This is a genomic window from Bradyrhizobium sp. TM233, from assembly GCF_036247965.1.
Taxonomy (GTDB): domain Bacteria; phylum Pseudomonadota; class Alphaproteobacteria; order Rhizobiales; family Xanthobacteraceae; genus Bradyrhizobium; species Bradyrhizobium ottawaense.
Genome location: NZ_BTIG01000012.1, coordinates 1 through 14,863 on the forward strand (window position 1 = coordinate 1; position 14,863 = coordinate 14,863).

A 14,863-nucleotide genomic window follows, 5' to 3' on the forward strand; every position below is an offset into this window, starting at 1 on the left:
CCGCAACAGATCATCCATGAAAACAGGCCTTCATACAGGGAGGGCACGCACGAATTGTGATGCGCCTATTCGGAATGGGGCCAGCTTCACCGCAAAGCGTTTAATATTGGTTGAGTATGTGCAAAAGAACGGAACCAACAAAGAGATAAGGCGCTCCGGACAAGCCGAAGCGCCTCGTAAAGATTTGATTAAGATACCGAGCGCGCTGCGCGCGTTTACGAAGCAGTAATGATGATGGCTTCGCCTTCCGGCTTGAGCGTCACGGTGAGCCCGCAGGCCTGCGCCAGCAGCCGCGTGTAATAAGGCTGGATCGCATGCGCATCCGCGGCAGGGCCGCGCTCGCCGCTCAAGAGCTCGGAGATGTTCTGCGGCAGGCGCGCATTATGTCCGGTCGCGGTGATGCGAAAGCTCATCGTTTCGCCCTCGCCGATCGGGTCGATCGTCAGCATGCCGCCGCGCGGGATGGTGTGCTGGGACACGACCAGCATGTTGAGCAGCAGCTTGACGCGATTCTTCGGCAGCAGGAGCCGCGGCAGATTCCAGGTGATCGAGCACTTGCCATCCTCGATGTGGCCGCGCGCCATGGTCTGGGCATCGCCGAGATCGATTTGCGCGCCGGAGGAGCCGGCCGCCCCGAAGGCGAGACGGCAGAACTGGAGCCGGGCTGAGGCGGTCTTGGCGCTCTTGCGAATCAGGTCGAGCGCGAATTCGCGGTCTTCCGGCTTGGGATCGTCGTCGAGCACTTCGAGCCCGTTGACGATGGCGCCGACGGGGCTGATGAGATCGTGGCAGACCCGCGAGCACAGCAGCGCTGCGAGTTCGAGCATATCGGGAGCAGTAGCAGTCGCGGGCGACGAGGCGTCAGACATATAAAGGGGTCCTGGAGGGTTCCTGAAATTGCACGGCGCTGGACGCCGCGAATCACGCATGCTCGACGGATGCTGCGGGTTCTAACATTCGCCAGCCCGTGGCAGCTAGCTTGCGATAGGTTCGAAGCGGCCATAAAGGGCTGCGGGCGAATCAACTGAGAGGGGCGAGACTTGCTGACGAATGAGGCACACAGGTGAGGATCATCGACGCCGAGGCCGCATCCCGGTTGATGGAGCCGCTCACCGCGCTGGTCGTGAAGGCGGGCGAGGCGATCCTCGGCGTCAACCGCGCGGCGATGCGGATCGACGGCAAGCAGGACGGCTCGCCGGTCACCGAGGCGGACCTCGCCGCCGACCATATCATCGCGGACGGCCTGGCCCAGCTTGCGGGCGACGTTCCGACGCTCTCGGAAGAGCGGACCCAGCTTGCCTCGCCATCGTTTGAGGGCAGCTTCTTCCTGATCGATCCGCTCGACGGGACCAAGGAGTTCGTCGCCGGTCGCGACGAGTTCACCGTCAACCTCGCTTTGGTGACATCAGGCGTGCCGCTGCTCGGCATCGTAGCTGCGCCCGCGCTCGGCCTGCTCTGGCGCGGCATCGTCGGCCGCGGCGCCGAGCGCGTGAGCTTTGACGGCGCTACCATCGGCGCGGCCGAGCCGATCCACACCCGCAAGCTGCCGGCGCAAGGCGAGCCCTGGATCGCGGCGGTGAGCCGCTCGCATGGCGATCCCAGGAGCGAAGCGTTCATCGATAGCAGGCCCAACGCCGTCAGACGGACGGTCGGCTCGGCCGTGAAATTCGGCCGGATCGCGGAAGGCAGCGCCGACATCTACCCCCGCTTCGGGCCCACCTGTGAATGGGACGTCGGGGCCGGCTCGGCGGTCGTGACCGCGGCCGGCGGCAGGGTGACCGACGGCAAGGGCGGCGAGCTCCGCTTCGGCGAGCGGCACGCCAGCGGCTTCATCATCCCGGAGTTCATCGCCTGGGGCGACCCGCAGGCGGCAAGTCTCTGAAAGCCGCTACTGACTGAGCTGTTCCTGAAGGGCCGGCCAGCGCTTGCCGACTTCATAGAGGAACCGCTCGGGGTCGGCGGCGAAGGCATCGCGATTGGCTTCCCGGCTGAACAGATAGAGCCGCTGCGCCACGATCGCGAAGAAGCGGGGATTGCCGGCAATGGTCACCCCGCGGGCGATATCGGCGGGGTCGTAGCCGCCGAATTGCGGCCCATAGATTTCGGGATGGGCCAGGAAGGAGGCGCGGTTGCCCTCGTTGCGGAAGCGCCAGACCGCGCCCCAGAGGTTCGCCTCGAACTCCGCCGTGCCCTGCATGGCCGTCCCCTCGACGAAATAGGCGACGGGGTCGAACCCTTCGATGGCGACGCCGGTGAAGCGGTTGACGACGACCCGCTCGGTGGTGGCAGCCCCGGCCGGCATGACCGAGCCGCTGAGCCATATGCCCGACAGCAGGCAGACGAGGAGGCCGATCAAGGCAATTCCGGGGCGCAAAGGGCTATCTTCCTGCCGTTGTGCCGTCATAGTTGCTGCGGATAACATCCGAGTCGAGGGGACATCCGGCGCAACCTAGAGCCGCGCCTGTTGGCGTCAGGTTAAGGAAGCGACCGGTTTCGGTACCAGGGGTTCTTTTATGACTTTCGCATCACGCCTTGCTGCGCTCGCGCTTGCCGCGATGGTCGGCTGGATCGTGCCGGCCTCCGCCCAGCAGGCGCCGCCGCCCAATCTGCCGCCGCCGCAGCGGACCCCGACGCCCAGCACCTATGGGCCGGACGAGCTCGTCGGTGCCGGACACCGCTTCTTCGGCAACGTCTCGCGCGGGCTCGCCTCGATCATCGAGAAGGCGATCAGCCAATGGGGCCTGCCCAACGGCTATATCCTGGGTGAGGAAGGTTCCGGCGCGTTCGTCGCCGGCCTGCGCTATGGCGAAGGCACGCTCTACACCAAGAACGCCGGGGATCTGCGCGTCTACTGGCAGGGCCCCTCGCTCGGCTTCGACTGGGGCGGCGACGGCGCGCGCACCATGACGCTGGTCTACAACCTGCCCGCCACCAACGCGATCTACCAGCGCTTCGCCGGCCTCGACGGCTCGGCCTACATCATCGGCGGCTTCGGCATGACGGCGCTCACCGCCAACAACATCGTGCTGGTGCCGATCCGCTCCGGGCTCGGCCTGCGGCTGGGCGCCAATATCGGCTATCTCAAATACACGCCGCGAGCGACCTGGAACCCATTCTAGGCTCCCCTCCTCCATCCAGCTGCGGATCAAGGTTAACGACAGAGCGGGGCTGGCTTTTTGCCGGCCCGCCATGGCATGGTCGTTGGTGAATTTTTCCTTAAGCTCCGGAGTTCTGCCCCATGGTCGAACCGATCATGTACCTGGCGATCGGTTTCCTGCTTTCGATGCTGTGCGGGCTCGCGATCGTGCCGCTGGTGCATAACCGCGCTGTGCGCCTGACCACGCGCCGGTTGGAGGCCGCAACGCCGCTGTCGATGGCCGAGATCCAGGCCGACAAGGACCAGCTCCGCGCCGAATTCGCCATGTCGGCGCGGCGGCTCGAGATGAGCGTCGACCAGCTCAAGAACAAGACCACGAGCCAGCTCGCCGAGCTCGGCAAGAAGAGCGACGCCATCAACCGCATGAAGATCGAGCTTGGCGAGAAGAACGCCACGATCTTCGCGCTCGAGGCGCGCGAGAAGGCGGTGAAGGAGCAGCTCCGCGCCACCGAAGAGGAATTCAACGCCAAGACCGAGGCCCTGCGCGCCGCCGAGAACGCGCTGACCGACAAGCAGGGCGAGCTCGCCAAGATCAACTCGGAACTGTCCGACCGCTCGATGATGGCGGAGAGCCGCCAGGTCGAGCTGGTCGCGGTGCGCGCGCAGATCGAGGAATTGAAGAACCGCGTCGGCGATGCCGAGAAGGAATTTGCCGCCACCCAAGCCCGCCTTGCGCAGGAGCGCACCGAATCCGAGACCGCCTCGCGCGAGCTCGGCGATGCCCGCGGCCGGGTCGAGAATCTGAGCCAGCGCGTCACCGAGCTCGATCGCCAGCTGATCGGACAGGTGAAGGAAGCCGAGATGCTGTCGGGCCGTGTCGCCGACCTCGAGGGACGGCTCGCCACGCAGGGCAAGCTGCTCGCCGAGCGCGACTATGAGAACAACCAGCTCCGTCAGGCCAATGAAGGCGCCGAACGCACCGTCAAGGAGCTGCGGGTCGAGATCGCAGCCTTGAGCGGCGGCAAGTCGTCGGCCGCCATGGAAGCGCTGCGCGCGGAAAAGGCGGCGCTGGAGGAGCAGCTGCGCACCGCCCGCGACGAGCGCGCCAAACTCCAGCGCGACATCAACGCGATCCAGCAGCAGGCGGAAAGCTCCTGGGCGACCGAGCGCATGGAGAACGCGCTGCTCCGCGAGCGCATCAACGACATCGCCGCCGAAGTCGCAAAACTCGCGATGCAGCTCGAAGGCCCGAACTCGCCGATCGAGGCGCTGCTCGCGGCCGAGGCCGGCCAGCCGCCGAAGCCGGCGCCGCGCCCGGCCAACGACGCCGCGACCAATGGCGCGCCGAGCCTGCCCGAAGGCGGCGGAACGCTGGCCGAGCGCATCCGGGCGCTGCAGGCCCACGCCTCCCGGGCCCGCCAGCAGGGCGCATAAGCAGCCCGAAATCCGGCCGGGCCAGCGAATTGCGCGACCGGGCCAAGGTTTTCCGCCCCCGCGGCGCCTGGAAACTTGACACCTTAAGCCCGCACTTCTAAATCGCGGGCTCCGATGCGCCGGCCGGCCGAACAGGTCCGGCCGTCTGCATGATGGTCCCGGGCGCATAGCTCAGCGGGAGAGCGTTCCCTTCACACGGGAGAGGTCCAAGGTTCGATCCCTTGTGCGCCCACCATGCTTCGCCAAAAGGCTTCGCGTGGCGCAGCCACGCCCAATGATGGCGAAGCGTGTCCGGCATAGCTCGAAGAGCGTCGACGGACTGGGGCGTCTTGCTCCTGCTCCGTCGAAATCTCGAAAACAACCCCATGCACAGTAGCCGACGCCAGTCGGATCAAGGAGTTACGGCTTTCCCGAATCGGCTAGTACTTCGCGATGATGGGACCGCCAAGGCGGTAGTTCAATCGCACGAGCCCGATGTCGACGTCCTGGCCGATCCGCTCCCTGCGCGTGAAGGCGCCGGCGGTCACACCACCAAAACCGCCCGTGGCGGCGAACGTGACATCGCGATGGCCGAGAAAGATGTGGTCGTACTCCACACCCAGCGACCAGTTCGGAGCAAAGCCGAATTCAAGGCCCGCGCCGATGACCCCACCAAAACGCGTTTCGCTGGTCCGATCGAATTCCGCGCCGGTGACGACGTCGTTGGTTCGGTATTTGTCGGCCACCGCCGCGCCGCCGCCCTTCACGTACAGCAGGACATTGTTCCAGGCATAGCCGACCTGCCCGGTGATCAGGCCGAAGCCTTCAATCTTGGACCGATTACGAAGACCGGTCGGCGGGAAAAGCACCGTGCTGACGTTGTCGCCCGTGAAGTCGGCCCAGTTGCCCTGGCCCTCGATGCCGAACACCCAGTTGACGGACTGCCAACGAAATCCCATCTGCCCGCCCGCCGTGCCGCCCGTGGCATCGTGGCACCCTTCCGGGACGATAGTGCCAAGACCGGGGGAAATCAGATCCCAGCACTTGCGGCTCGATCCGCCGCCGCCGTTGACGCCGATGTAGAAGCCGCTCCAATCGTAGACGGCGGCGACCATCGGCGGCGCCTTGGTGTAGGGACGCGCCGCGAGATCGGCGGCGCCTGCGCCTGTGCAGGCCATTCCGAATGCTGCGACGGAAAGCAGGAACTTCTTCATCAGCGTCCCCCGAATGTCATGCGTCATGCAATTGGCCTGATCTTATCGCTTTTCGGGTGGTTGCATGTGATCGGCATGCAACATCCTGGGGCGACTTTGCCACGGCAGGGGCCATAGAGTGCGCGCTGAAATATCCGAGGAGAACCGCATGGCGACCATCTTCATCACCGGCAGCACCGATGGCCTCGGCCGGGCAGCGGCGCAATCACTGCTTGAACAGGGACACCGCGTGGTGCTGCATGCACGCTCGGCCGATCGCAGCGACGCGCTCGGCGAGCTGAGGTCGCGTTGCCAGGGGATCGTGGTCGGCGATCTCAAGAGTGCGGCCGAGACCAGGGGCATCGCCGACCAGGTCAATGCGATCGGGCGCATGGACGCGATCATCCACAACGCCGGCGTCTACACGCGGCCCGGCCGCGGCGCGACGCCGGAAGGCCATGCCGAGACTCTCGCCATCAACACGCTTGCGCCGTACATGCTGACGGCGCTGATCGAACGGCCGGGCCGATTGGTGTATCTCAGCAGCGGGCTGCACCGCGGTGGAGAGGGCTCGCTCGACGACCTCGACTGGACCAGGCGTCCCTGGGATTCGGCCAAGGCCTATGCCGAGAGCAAGCTGCACGTGGTCGCGCTGGCCTTCGCGCTGGCGCGGCGCTGGCCGAAGGTCCTGAGCAACGCCGTCGATCCCGGCTGGGTCCGCACGAGGATGGGCGGCGCGGGCGCGCCGGTCGATATCGACACCGGACAGCGGACGCAGACTTGGCTAGCGGTGAGCGCGGATTCCGCGGCCCTGGTCAGCGGGCGCTACTGGCATCACTTGCGGCAGGAGGAGCCCGCCGGCGAGGCGACCGATCCGCAGTTCCAGGACGAGCTCATCGGTAACCTAAGCAAGCTGACGGGCGTTGAGTTGCCCGAGGCGTAAAGCGCGATGACGGAGCAGGCTTCACGCCACCTGCCCCGGCCGCCAAGCCGTGTAGAGACCGACGAGGGTTCCGATCGCAACCAGCGCGGCGGCCAGCAGCAGCTGCAATTGCCCATCATCGGTGGGGCCGACCGACGACACCAGCCTGGTCACGATGACGAACAGAATGCCCACGGCGGCCGCTGCACCCGCGCAGAGATAAGCGAGCTCCCGCGTCAAATTGCGACCGAGAAGTCCGAGCGCCGTGAAATACATCGCGCAGGCGTTGGGATGAACGAACAAGGCAATGCGCGCGTAAGCGCCATAGGCGTCAAACAGGGACTCGCAGCGGCGCAGTGCCGCCTTCGAGGCCACCCGCTGCAGGAACGGCCTGAAGAAACGAGCCTGTCCATAGCTGAGAACCGCGCCCAGGATGATGGCGAGCCACGCCGCGATGAAGACAGAGCCATCCACGGACTTCGGACTGAGCGCCACGGACATCAGGATGAGCGCGGTGCCGGGAAAATAGCCGAAATACGGGAAGACCGACTCAAGCAGCACGCAGACGAACATGAAGGCCGGAAACCATGCCGATCCGGTCGCGCCATGAACGATGGCGTTCAGGTCGAAGAGAGCAGTCCTGTACAGGACGAGGTACATGCACATGGCTAGTAGAGCCAGCGCGTAGAACGGCAACGCTCCCGACAAAAACCGTCTCATCCAACCATCAAGCTTCGTTTGGCGGAGACGACGGCCTCGCGCTGTTCCAGATCATGCATTAGGCGAATGAGATTGCTCCTGTCGATAGCGCCGTTTGCCACGCAATCCTCGCCGCGCTCCGCCCCTACGCGATCGACAAGATCTCGATCTCCTGCGCGCCCGCCCCCACGACGTCACCGACCGCCTTGCCCATCAACGAGCGCGCGACCGGAGCGACGAACGAGATCGTCCCCGCCTTGGGGTCGGCTTCGTCCTCGCCGACGATGCGATAGGTCTGCACGCGGCCATCAGAGCGGCTGAAGGTCACGGTGCTGCCGAAGGCGACGACGTCGGTCGCGACCGGATCGGGAACGACCTGCGCGGTGCGCAACCGTTCCGTCAGATAGCGGGCGTCGCGCAAGGGCACCGCCGATTGCCGGCGCTTTTCGTTGACGTCCTCGACGGCTTGCGCGGCTTCATAGGCCTCGCGGGCGTGCTGGAGCTGCGTCTGCAACGCCTGCAGGCCGGCTTCTGTCACGAGGTTGGGATGCGGCGAGATCGGGCGATCCGGCAACAGCGTCTCGGACGCGGTTTCGGCGCTTTCTTCCTTGGTAAAGGCGACGCTCAATGCAAAATCCTGTCGAACTGTCCGGGGGCGGCGCAGGGCGCCGCCGCCTTATCTATATCTCAAGTTCGACGAAACGACGGAGCTTGAAGACGAGGTCCGGCATGGCCTGGCGGAACCGCGTCGCGTTCTGGAAATTGGTCGAGAACGGCGCAAAGGTGATCATGGCATTCCAGTGCCGGTAGCCATAGACCGTGACCGAGGCACCGGTCGCGGGAAAATTCTCCAGCTTGCGCAGCTCGCCGAGCACGAGATCGGCGATCACTTCTGCCGGCAGCAGCTGCTTGCCATCCCGCGTCGTGACGATTTTCGCAGGCTGCGCGACCGGTTCCACAATGGCCGGCGCAGCGTCGGCTACATCTTCCGGCCCGGTCGACGCCGCCTCAGGGATGGGCGCCGCGTCCGCTCCGTTCGACGGCACTGTCGGCGGACCCTCGGTGAGCGGCGGCGGTGCAACACTGTCTGCGCGCTTGTTGCCTCCAAGGATGCTGCTGATCATGGCCACAAGGCCAGCATCCTTCACGTCGTCACTCATCATTCCCCCCAGGCTTCGGCCTACTCTAGCACTGCTCTCGCAGACCGCCACCGGGGATGTGACATTGGCAGCCGACCGGCCAGGGGCCCAATTGGCCAGGCACCGGCGGCGCAACGGCTGATCGCGTCGCGCTGCCGTGCGACCCGTTATTGCTTATCGAACGGGATATATTGCTGGTACTGCTTGGGCACCGAGCTGCGATAGCGCGCGGGCACGGTGCCGCTGTCGACCGAATGGTCGATCTCCTGCTGCCGCGTCATCTTCTTCTTCGCCGGCTTCTTCGACGCGCTCTTCTTGGAGTCGGTCGGCTGGCTGGGCGTGTCGGTGGTTGCGCTCGGCGTCGTCGCGGCCGGCGCGGCTGTTGTCGCCGCAGGCGCCGCGGCTCCGCCGGCAGCCGGCGCGGTTTGGGCCAGCGCGAGCGATGTTTGCGTCATGAGCGCCAGCGCTGCCACTGCAGCCAGCAAATATGATTTCTGCATCAGAACCTCCAAATGCCTTGATCCGAATGAGGCAAGCCTAGTCCCACCGGATCGAGGCGTGCAAGTTCGCCGAGGATAGGTCGGAACCCGTGCGCGAACTGTGGCCGAGATCACAGTGCGAGCCGCCGGCTGCGTCACGATGTACCTCGCTTCGAACGCATCCGGCGCCGCGGAGACCAACACAGCAGGACCTCGCGTCAGACAGGCCACGGGAACGCCGACCAAGACACGGCCGTTCCACCCTACCATTGAAGGAGATCGAAATGCGTCGCACCATCCTCACGCTTGCATCGTTCGCAACGCTGATCGCCGCGTCATTGTCGGCGGCCCCGGCCCAGGCCGGAAGCGACCGATACTGCCTGCAGGGCCGCAGCTGGGGCTATCCCGGCAACTGCCAGTTCGCCAGCTACCAGCAATGTGCCGCCACGGCCTCCGGAACATCGTCCTATTGCGGCATCAACCCGCGCTACGCGTACTCGCAGCCGTATCATTACTGAGTGAGGCTGTCCCCTCATCGGGAGTGTCCCATCGGGGAGACACCCTCTCCCCAGCCCTCTCCCGCAAGCGGGAGAGGGAGAGCACCTCTTCTGTGGCAAGTGATCGATCCGACCTTACCGCGCGCTTCAGATTGTTGTTCAAGCATGATCTTTTCGGAAAACCGCTGCGCACTTTTCCGGATCATGCTTTAGGCGCCGGTCCCGAGGCCGATTTCCGCAAGCCGCGTTGCGAACCAGCGCGACAGCGGCTGATCCACGGCGCCGCTGACATAGACCTCCGACATCGTCGGATGGTGCTTGTCCAGCACCAGCAGCAAGCCGACCCAGTACGGAAACCAGACATGCACGTCGGTCAGCGCCCGCAGCTTGTGCTGGTCGTGCTCCAGCGGCGTGTGATTGCTCGCCTTGCGGATCTCCACCGTGAGCAGATTGTTCGGGATCTCGCGCTGATGCACGACGACGTCGGGGTAGATCGACTTGCCCAGATGATCGTCGGTCGAGATGATGGTGCCGTGCGGCAGATGCAGCGTGCGCTCGCCGAGCCGGTCGTAGTTGCAGTCGACCGACCAGCCGGCGAACTGCTTCTCCAGATGCACGGCGAAGCGGTGGGTGACCGCGCGCTCGCCGATGTCCTTCTCGAACAGGAAGCCCTCGTGGGCGTAGAAGTCCCGCAGCGCCGCGATCACCTTGTTCAGCTCGGTCTGCATCGTGCCTCCGGGCTCATTCCACTTTGCGTCCCGAGCGGTCTCTCGCTCCCTCGCCCCGTTCTTACGGGGAGAGGGTGGGGTGAGGGGCCGCCTCCGCAAATCCGGTTGGAATGATAGGTCGAACGCGCGCGACGTGCGAGTCGGATGGTGTCTTGCCTGGACTTGGAGCCTGCCTTGCCCCTCACCCGGATTACATCTTCGATGCAATCCGACCTCTCCCCGCGGAAGAGCGGGGAGAGGTAAGACGCATCCTACATCTGAACTTCGATCAGCCGCGGCCCCGGCTCGGCGACGGCCTCGGCCAGCGCCTTGTTGAACTCGTCGGCATTGGTGACGGCGCGGCCGGGCACGCCCATGCCCTTGGCCAGTGCGACGAAATCCAGCGTCGGGCGGTCGAGGCGAAGCATGTCGTTGGCGCGCTGGCCGGGCTCGCCGGCGCCGACATTGTCGAACTCGCCGCGCAGGATCTGGTAGATGCGGTTGGCGAACACGATGGTGACGATATTGAGGTTCTCGCGCGCCTGGGTCCACAGCGACTGGATCGTGTACATCGCGCTGCCGTCACCGACCATGCAGATCACCTTGCGGTCGGGGCAGGCGATCGCGGCGCCGATCGACAGCGGCGTCGAGAAGCCGATCGAGCCGCCCATGTTCTGCAGCCAGTCGTGCGGGGCGGCGGCCGCGGTCGGCGGGAAGAAGGCGCGGCCGGTGGTGAGAGACTCGTCGACCAGGATCGCATTCTCGGGGATCGCGTACGCAATCGACTGCGCGATCGAGGCGTGGGTCAGCGCGCCGGTCGGCTTGAGCAGCTCCTGCGACGCCTGCGGCTTGACGTCCCTGGCGCTGGCTTTCACCGCGCCGGCGAGCGCCTCGAGCGCTGCGACCGAATTCTCGCCCCAGGAGGTCATGCGATGCACGTCGCAGCCCTCGGGCTTGAGCATGCTCGGCTTGTTCGGATAGGCGAAGAACGCCACGGGATCGTCGGACTCGACCAGCACGATGTGACGGAACTTGGCCAGCATCGGCAGCGCGTTCTCGATCACGTAGTGGATGCGGTCGATCGAATAGCGGCCGCGGCCGCGCGCCATCTTCGGACGGAAGGTCGGGCCCATCACGGTGCAGCCGGTCTTGGCGGCGATGCGCTCGGCGAGCGCGAGGCCCTGCTCGCTCAGGGCGCTGCCGGTCATCAGCAGCAGCGTACCCTCGCCGTCGCCATGCAGGATTTTTGCGGCCTGCTCGACCGCCTGCGGTGAATAGCTCGCGCGCTGTTGCTCGGCCGGGACCTCGGCGACGCCGTCGGCCTCGTTCCAGGCGGTGTCGGCGGGCAGGATCAGGGTCGCGATCTGCGGCGGCGCGCTTTTGGCGGCGGCGATCGCCGCGGCGCCATCGGCGGCGACCGATTTGGCATCCGGCGAGGTGCGGACCCAGGACGACATCGGCCGGGCCAGGCCCTCGATGTCGGAGGTCAGCGGCGCGTTGAAGCCGATGTGGTAGACGGCGTGCTGGCCGACGATGTTGACGATGCCGGAATTGGCCTTCTTGGCGTTGTGCAGATTGGCAAGGCCGTTGGCGAGGCCGGGGCCGAGATGCAGCAGCGTCGAGGCAGGCAGGCCCTTCATGCGGAAATAGCCGTCGGCGGCACCCGTCACCACGCCCTCGAACAGGCCGAGCACGCAACGCATGCCGGGTACGCGGTCGAGCGCTGCGACAAAATGCATCTCGGAGGTGCCTGGGTTGGTGAAGCAGACATCCACCCCACCCTTGACCATCGTCCGCACCAGGCTTTCCGCACCGTTCATTCGTTCTGCTCCCGCAACCGGCAATATCCAAAGATCCGTTCGATCAATCATTGTTCGCTCGTCCCGTCAAAGCAATAGGCGGCATCGCGGCCCTGCCCCGCGCGGCAATGCGCCGGCTTGGCTAATACCCCGTTCCGATAGAGTCGGAACGGGGTATTAGCCTCATGTTTTGACGCGTTTTCTTGATGCGAACCGGTATCCACTTCGCTTGAAAACGCTCTGGTGCTTTTCGGCAAATGGCATGGTTGCCGATTTGATAACGCCTGTGCTGGATGATGTCCCTCACGGGGCCGTGGCTTGCGAAAAGCCCGCAAATATGGCCTGTGGCCTTTGTTGAATCGATTTTTTCTGGGGGAAACAATGATCCGGTTTTTTGCCGCACCGATTGCCGCCATCGCACTGCTGTCGGCCATGGCGGGCGGCGCGTTCGCCGAAGAGTTCGACTCGCGCGACATCATGGGCGGCGGCCCGAACTTCTTCCGTTCCGGCGCCAATCCGATCCCCCGCACCACCGTCATGTACAACGGCAATTACGCTCCCGGCACGATCGTGGTGAACACCAGCGAGCGGCGGCTGTATCTGGTGCTCCAGAACGGCCAGGCGCTGCGCTACGGCATCGGCGTCGGCCGCGACGGCTTCCGCTGGGGCGGGGTGCACAGGATCACCGCCAAGAAGGAATGGCCGGACTGGACGCCGCCGTCGCAGATGCTGGCCCGCCGGCCGGACCTGCCGCGCCACATGAAGGGCGGCGTCGAGAATCCGCTCGGCGCGCGCGCGATGTATTTGGGCTCGACGCTCTATCGCATCCACGGCTCGAACGAGCCGGAGACGATCGGCCAGGCGGTGTCCTCGGGCTGCTTCCGCATGACCAATGACGACGTCAGCGATCTCTACGGCCGCGTCTCGGTCGGTACCACGGTGGTGGTGCTGAACAACTGACGCAACTCTCGTAGGGTGGGCAAAGCCGGAGGATCGCGCGAACGCCGGCGTGCCCACGGTTTTGAGATGGTGGGCACGGCGCTTTGCGCCTTTGCCCTCCCTACGGCACCTGTAGCGCTCTTGCTACAGACAACGCCGGGAACCCGCAGGGCGCGTGAATTTGCGGTCTTGTGCGCGCGACGCGAATGCGGCAGCGTCGCACAACGATGAGCGCACTTGCCCCGCCCTCGCCTTGCCTTCGCATCGCCCTGCTCGCGCTCGCAGCGCTCGTGGCTGCGCCTGACACCGCGACGATGGCCGTCGCCGGCGAATTGCCCGCGATCTCCTCGCGCCAGCGCGCCGAGAAGAAGAATTTCACCGACGGCGAGATCGTCGAGGGCTTCCTGAAGACGGCGTTCGGTGCCGAATATCACCTCGCCGGCCGCGTCGACCGCATCCGCAAGTTCGACGGGCCGGTGCGCGTGTACGCCGAGAGCGACCGCGCCGACCGCAAGACGCAGCTCGCCAAGGTCGTGGCCGACATCGCCCATCGCGTGCAGCACCTCGACATCGCCATGATCGCGACCGCCGAAGCGGCCAATGTGCGGGTGAAGCTGGTGCGCGACCGCGACCTCTTCCGCACCATCTCCAGCTTCTACGGCGCCGAGAAGGCGCGCGAGATCCGCACCTCGCTCGACCCGCAATGCCTGTCCGGCTTCCGCAAGAACGACAATTTCGAGATCGAGCATTCCGACGTCATCCTCACGGTCGACAACGGCGATTTCGTCTTCCTCGACTGCGCCTATGAGGAGTTGCTGCAATCGCTCGGGCCCATCAACGACACCGCGAGCGTGCCCTGGACCATGTTCAACGACAATGTCTCGATGGGCTATTTCGACGTCTACGACCAGTACATCCTCAACCTCTTGTACGATCCCCGCATCAAGCCCGGCATGACCGTGGCCGAGGTCAAAGCGGTGCTGCCCGCCGTGCTCGCTGACGTGCGCACCTGGGTCAAGCAGGTGAATGATCTGAAGGAGTGAGCCGCACGACCCTCCCCATGGTTCGAGACGCCTGCTTTGGCGGCTCGCACATGAGGGCCGAATCTCACGGTAAAACGCGCCTCACACCTTCCGTGCCTTCGACATCAGGAACTGCTGGCGCATCACATTGTGGCCGGCGTCGAAATATTCCGAGATCAGCGCCTCGAACTCGGCTCGGAAGCTCCTGAGCTTGTCCGGCTCGTCCTTGTACTGGGCGACGAGCCTGATCAAAGGCCCGATCGTCGTTTCCATGGTGCGGCGGAAATGCTGCGGGCTGAGAGCGGACGGCGTCATCATGTCCATCTCGAAGGAGAGATCCTTCGTTTTCCCCGCGAGACGCTCGGCGACGATCTTCGGATCGCCCCACAACACCGGCGATGCCACGCCCTCGGGCGGAGGCAGATGGCGGCCGATCAGCGCGAACATCCGCCCGACATACAGATGCGGCGGCCAGGTGGAGAACGCGATGGTGCCGCCGGGCTTCAGCACGCGCAGCATCTCGCCGATCGCGACGTCCGGACGCGGCGCGAACATGTGGCCGAACTGGCTGAGCACCACGTCGAACTCGTTGTCGCCATAGGGCAGGCTTTCCGCGTCGCCGTCCTTGAAGTCGACATCGAGGTTCATCAGTTGCGCGTGCTCGCGGGCGCGCTCGATCAGAACCGGCGAGAGGTCGAGACCCCTGACCTTCGCACCGCGGCGCGCCGCCGTGATCGCGACCACGCCGGTGCCGCATCCGACGTCGAGCAGCCTTTGGCCGGCGGCAACGCCGGCAAAGCCGACGAGCCTGGCGGCGGTCGGTGTCGTGAAAACTTCCATCGGCGTGAACAGCGACCAGGCTTCCTTCTGGACTGCCTTGAAACCTGCAAACGGATCCTGCGCGGTCATGGAACTCTCCCTTTGCACGAGCTCGATCTCCATGAGGCTGGCGACGGA

The 14,863-nt window shown here is 65.3% G+C and carries 18 protein-coding genes and 1 tRNA gene; 9 read left to right on the plus strand and 10 right to left on the minus strand.

The genetic code is table 11. The features are described from left to right. The coding region (locus tag AABA86_RS23445) for a hypothetical protein (protein WP_338308595.1) at window positions 1-229 on the plus strand (229 nt) is incomplete at its 5' end. Here AABA86_RS23445 and chpT read toward each other — a convergent pair. Next, window positions 216-869 (minus strand): histidine phosphotransferase ChpT, encoded by a 654-nt coding sequence (gene chpT / locus AABA86_RS23450; protein ID WP_026202749.1) that lies wholly within the window; start codon window positions 867-869, stop codon window positions 216-218. The two genes, AABA86_RS23445 and chpT, sit on opposite strands and share 14 nt — an antisense overlap. A gap of 230 nt (window positions 870-1,099) precedes the next feature. Between chpT and AABA86_RS23455 the strand changes: the two genes are divergently transcribed. Then, a complete protein-coding gene (locus tag AABA86_RS23455; protein WP_338308661.1) occupies window positions 1,100-1,882 on the plus strand; it encodes a 3'(2'),5'-bisphosphate nucleotidase CysQ family protein in 783 nt (260 codons plus the stop codon). 6 nt (window positions 1,883-1,888) lie between these two features. Here AABA86_RS23455 and AABA86_RS23460 read toward each other — a convergent pair whose 3' ends face one another. Continuing rightward, window positions 1,889-2,374, minus strand: coding sequence for a YHS domain-containing (seleno)protein (locus AABA86_RS23460; protein ID WP_212253637.1), 486 nt, complete (start codon window positions 2,372-2,374; stop codon window positions 1,889-1,891). A 139-nt stretch (window positions 2,375-2,513) separates the two neighbouring features. On the opposite strand from AABA86_RS23460, the gene AABA86_RS23465 reads away from it, so the two are divergent. The 3 genes from AABA86_RS23465 to AABA86_RS23475 all read left to right on the plus strand — a co-directional run bounded on the left by AABA86_RS23465 (window position 2,514) and on the right by AABA86_RS23475 (window position 4,766). Then, a complete protein-coding gene (locus tag AABA86_RS23465) occupies window positions 2,514-3,119 on the plus strand; it encodes a DUF1134 domain-containing protein (RefSeq protein WP_018322430.1) in 606 nt (201 codons plus the stop codon). Window positions 3,120-3,238: 119 nt separating this feature from the next. Then, window positions 3,239-4,531, plus strand: coding sequence for a hypothetical protein (locus AABA86_RS23470; protein WP_338308596.1), 1,293 nt, complete (start codon window positions 3,239-3,241; stop codon window positions 4,529-4,531). A gap of 160 nt (window positions 4,532-4,691) precedes the next feature. Continuing rightward, window positions 4,692-4,766, plus strand: a tRNA-Val gene (locus AABA86_RS23475). A gap of 184 nt (window positions 4,767-4,950) precedes the next feature. On the opposite strand, the gene AABA86_RS23480 is transcribed toward AABA86_RS23475, so the two are convergent. Then, complete coding sequence (locus tag AABA86_RS23480; protein WP_212253632.1) at window positions 4,951-5,724, minus strand: outer membrane protein; 774 nt, start codon at window positions 5,722-5,724, stop codon at window positions 4,951-4,953. A gap of 148 nt (window positions 5,725-5,872) precedes the next feature. Here AABA86_RS23480 and AABA86_RS23485 point away from each other — a divergent pair, with 148 nt between their 5' ends. Further along, on the plus strand, window positions 5,873-6,646 hold the full coding sequence (locus AABA86_RS23485) for an SDR family NAD(P)-dependent oxidoreductase (RefSeq protein WP_338308597.1): 774 nt from the start codon (window positions 5,873-5,875) through the stop codon (window positions 6,644-6,646). Between the two features lie 21 nt (window positions 6,647-6,667). Here the strand turns inward: AABA86_RS23485 and AABA86_RS23490 are convergent, their stop codons facing one another. The 4 genes from AABA86_RS23490 to AABA86_RS23505 all read right to left on the minus strand — a co-directional run bounded on the left by AABA86_RS23490 (window position 6,668) and on the right by AABA86_RS23505 (window position 8,963). After that, window positions 6,668-7,345: a hypothetical protein gene (locus AABA86_RS23490; RefSeq protein ID WP_338308598.1), complete on the minus strand. Its 678-nt coding sequence runs from the start codon at window positions 7,343-7,345 to the stop codon at window positions 6,668-6,670. 124 nt (window positions 7,346-7,469) lie between these two features. Beyond that, complete coding sequence (greA, locus tag AABA86_RS23495) at window positions 7,470-7,952, minus strand: transcription elongation factor GreA (RefSeq protein WP_338308599.1); 483 nt, start codon at window positions 7,950-7,952, stop codon at window positions 7,470-7,472. Between the two features lie 52 nt (window positions 7,953-8,004). Further along, the gene (locus AABA86_RS23500; protein ID WP_338308600.1) at window positions 8,005-8,484 is read right to left on the minus strand and encodes a hypothetical protein; all 480 of its coding nucleotides are present in this window, start codon (window positions 8,482-8,484) and stop codon (window positions 8,005-8,007) included. A gap of 146 nt (window positions 8,485-8,630) precedes the next feature. Next, window positions 8,631-8,963, minus strand: a complete 333-nt coding sequence (locus AABA86_RS23505) for a hypothetical protein (protein WP_212253616.1) — start codon at window positions 8,961-8,963, stop codon at window positions 8,631-8,633. A gap of 263 nt (window positions 8,964-9,226) precedes the next feature. On the opposite strand from AABA86_RS23505, the gene AABA86_RS23510 reads away from it, so the two are divergent. Continuing rightward, entirely contained in the window at window positions 9,227-9,460 is a 234-nt protein-coding gene (locus AABA86_RS23510) for a DUF3551 domain-containing protein (protein ID WP_338308601.1), read from the plus strand. A 188-nt stretch (window positions 9,461-9,648) separates the two neighbouring features. Here the strand turns inward: AABA86_RS23510 and AABA86_RS23515 are convergent, their stop codons facing one another. Further along, window positions 9,649-10,167 carry a hypothetical protein gene (locus AABA86_RS23515; RefSeq protein WP_338308602.1) on the minus strand — a complete coding sequence of 173 codons (519 nt, stop codon included), beginning with the start codon at window positions 10,165-10,167 and terminating at the stop codon, window positions 9,649-9,651. A gap of 251 nt (window positions 10,168-10,418) precedes the next feature. Next, a complete protein-coding gene (locus tag AABA86_RS23520; RefSeq protein WP_338308603.1) occupies window positions 10,419-11,966 on the minus strand; it encodes an acetolactate synthase large subunit in 1,548 nt (515 codons plus the stop codon). Between the two features lie 360 nt (window positions 11,967-12,326). Here AABA86_RS23520 and AABA86_RS23525 point away from each other — a divergent pair, with 360 nt between their 5' ends. Both AABA86_RS23525 and AABA86_RS23530 read left to right on the plus strand, forming a co-directional pair. Then, a complete protein-coding gene (locus AABA86_RS23525; RefSeq protein WP_018317212.1) occupies window positions 12,327-12,905 on the plus strand; it encodes a L,D-transpeptidase in 579 nt (192 codons plus the stop codon). Between the two features lie 206 nt (window positions 12,906-13,111). Next, window positions 13,112-13,927 carry a DUF2927 domain-containing protein gene (locus AABA86_RS23530; protein ID WP_212253608.1) on the plus strand — a complete coding sequence of 272 codons (816 nt, stop codon included), beginning with the start codon at window positions 13,112-13,114 and terminating at the stop codon, window positions 13,925-13,927. 81 nt (window positions 13,928-14,008) lie between these two features. Here the strand turns inward: AABA86_RS23530 and AABA86_RS23535 are convergent, their stop codons facing one another. Beyond that, window positions 14,009-14,815 (minus strand): class I SAM-dependent methyltransferase, encoded by an 807-nt coding sequence (locus AABA86_RS23535; RefSeq protein WP_338308604.1) that lies wholly within the window; start codon window positions 14,813-14,815, stop codon window positions 14,009-14,011. Between the last annotated feature and the right edge of the window lie 48 nt (window positions 14,816-14,863).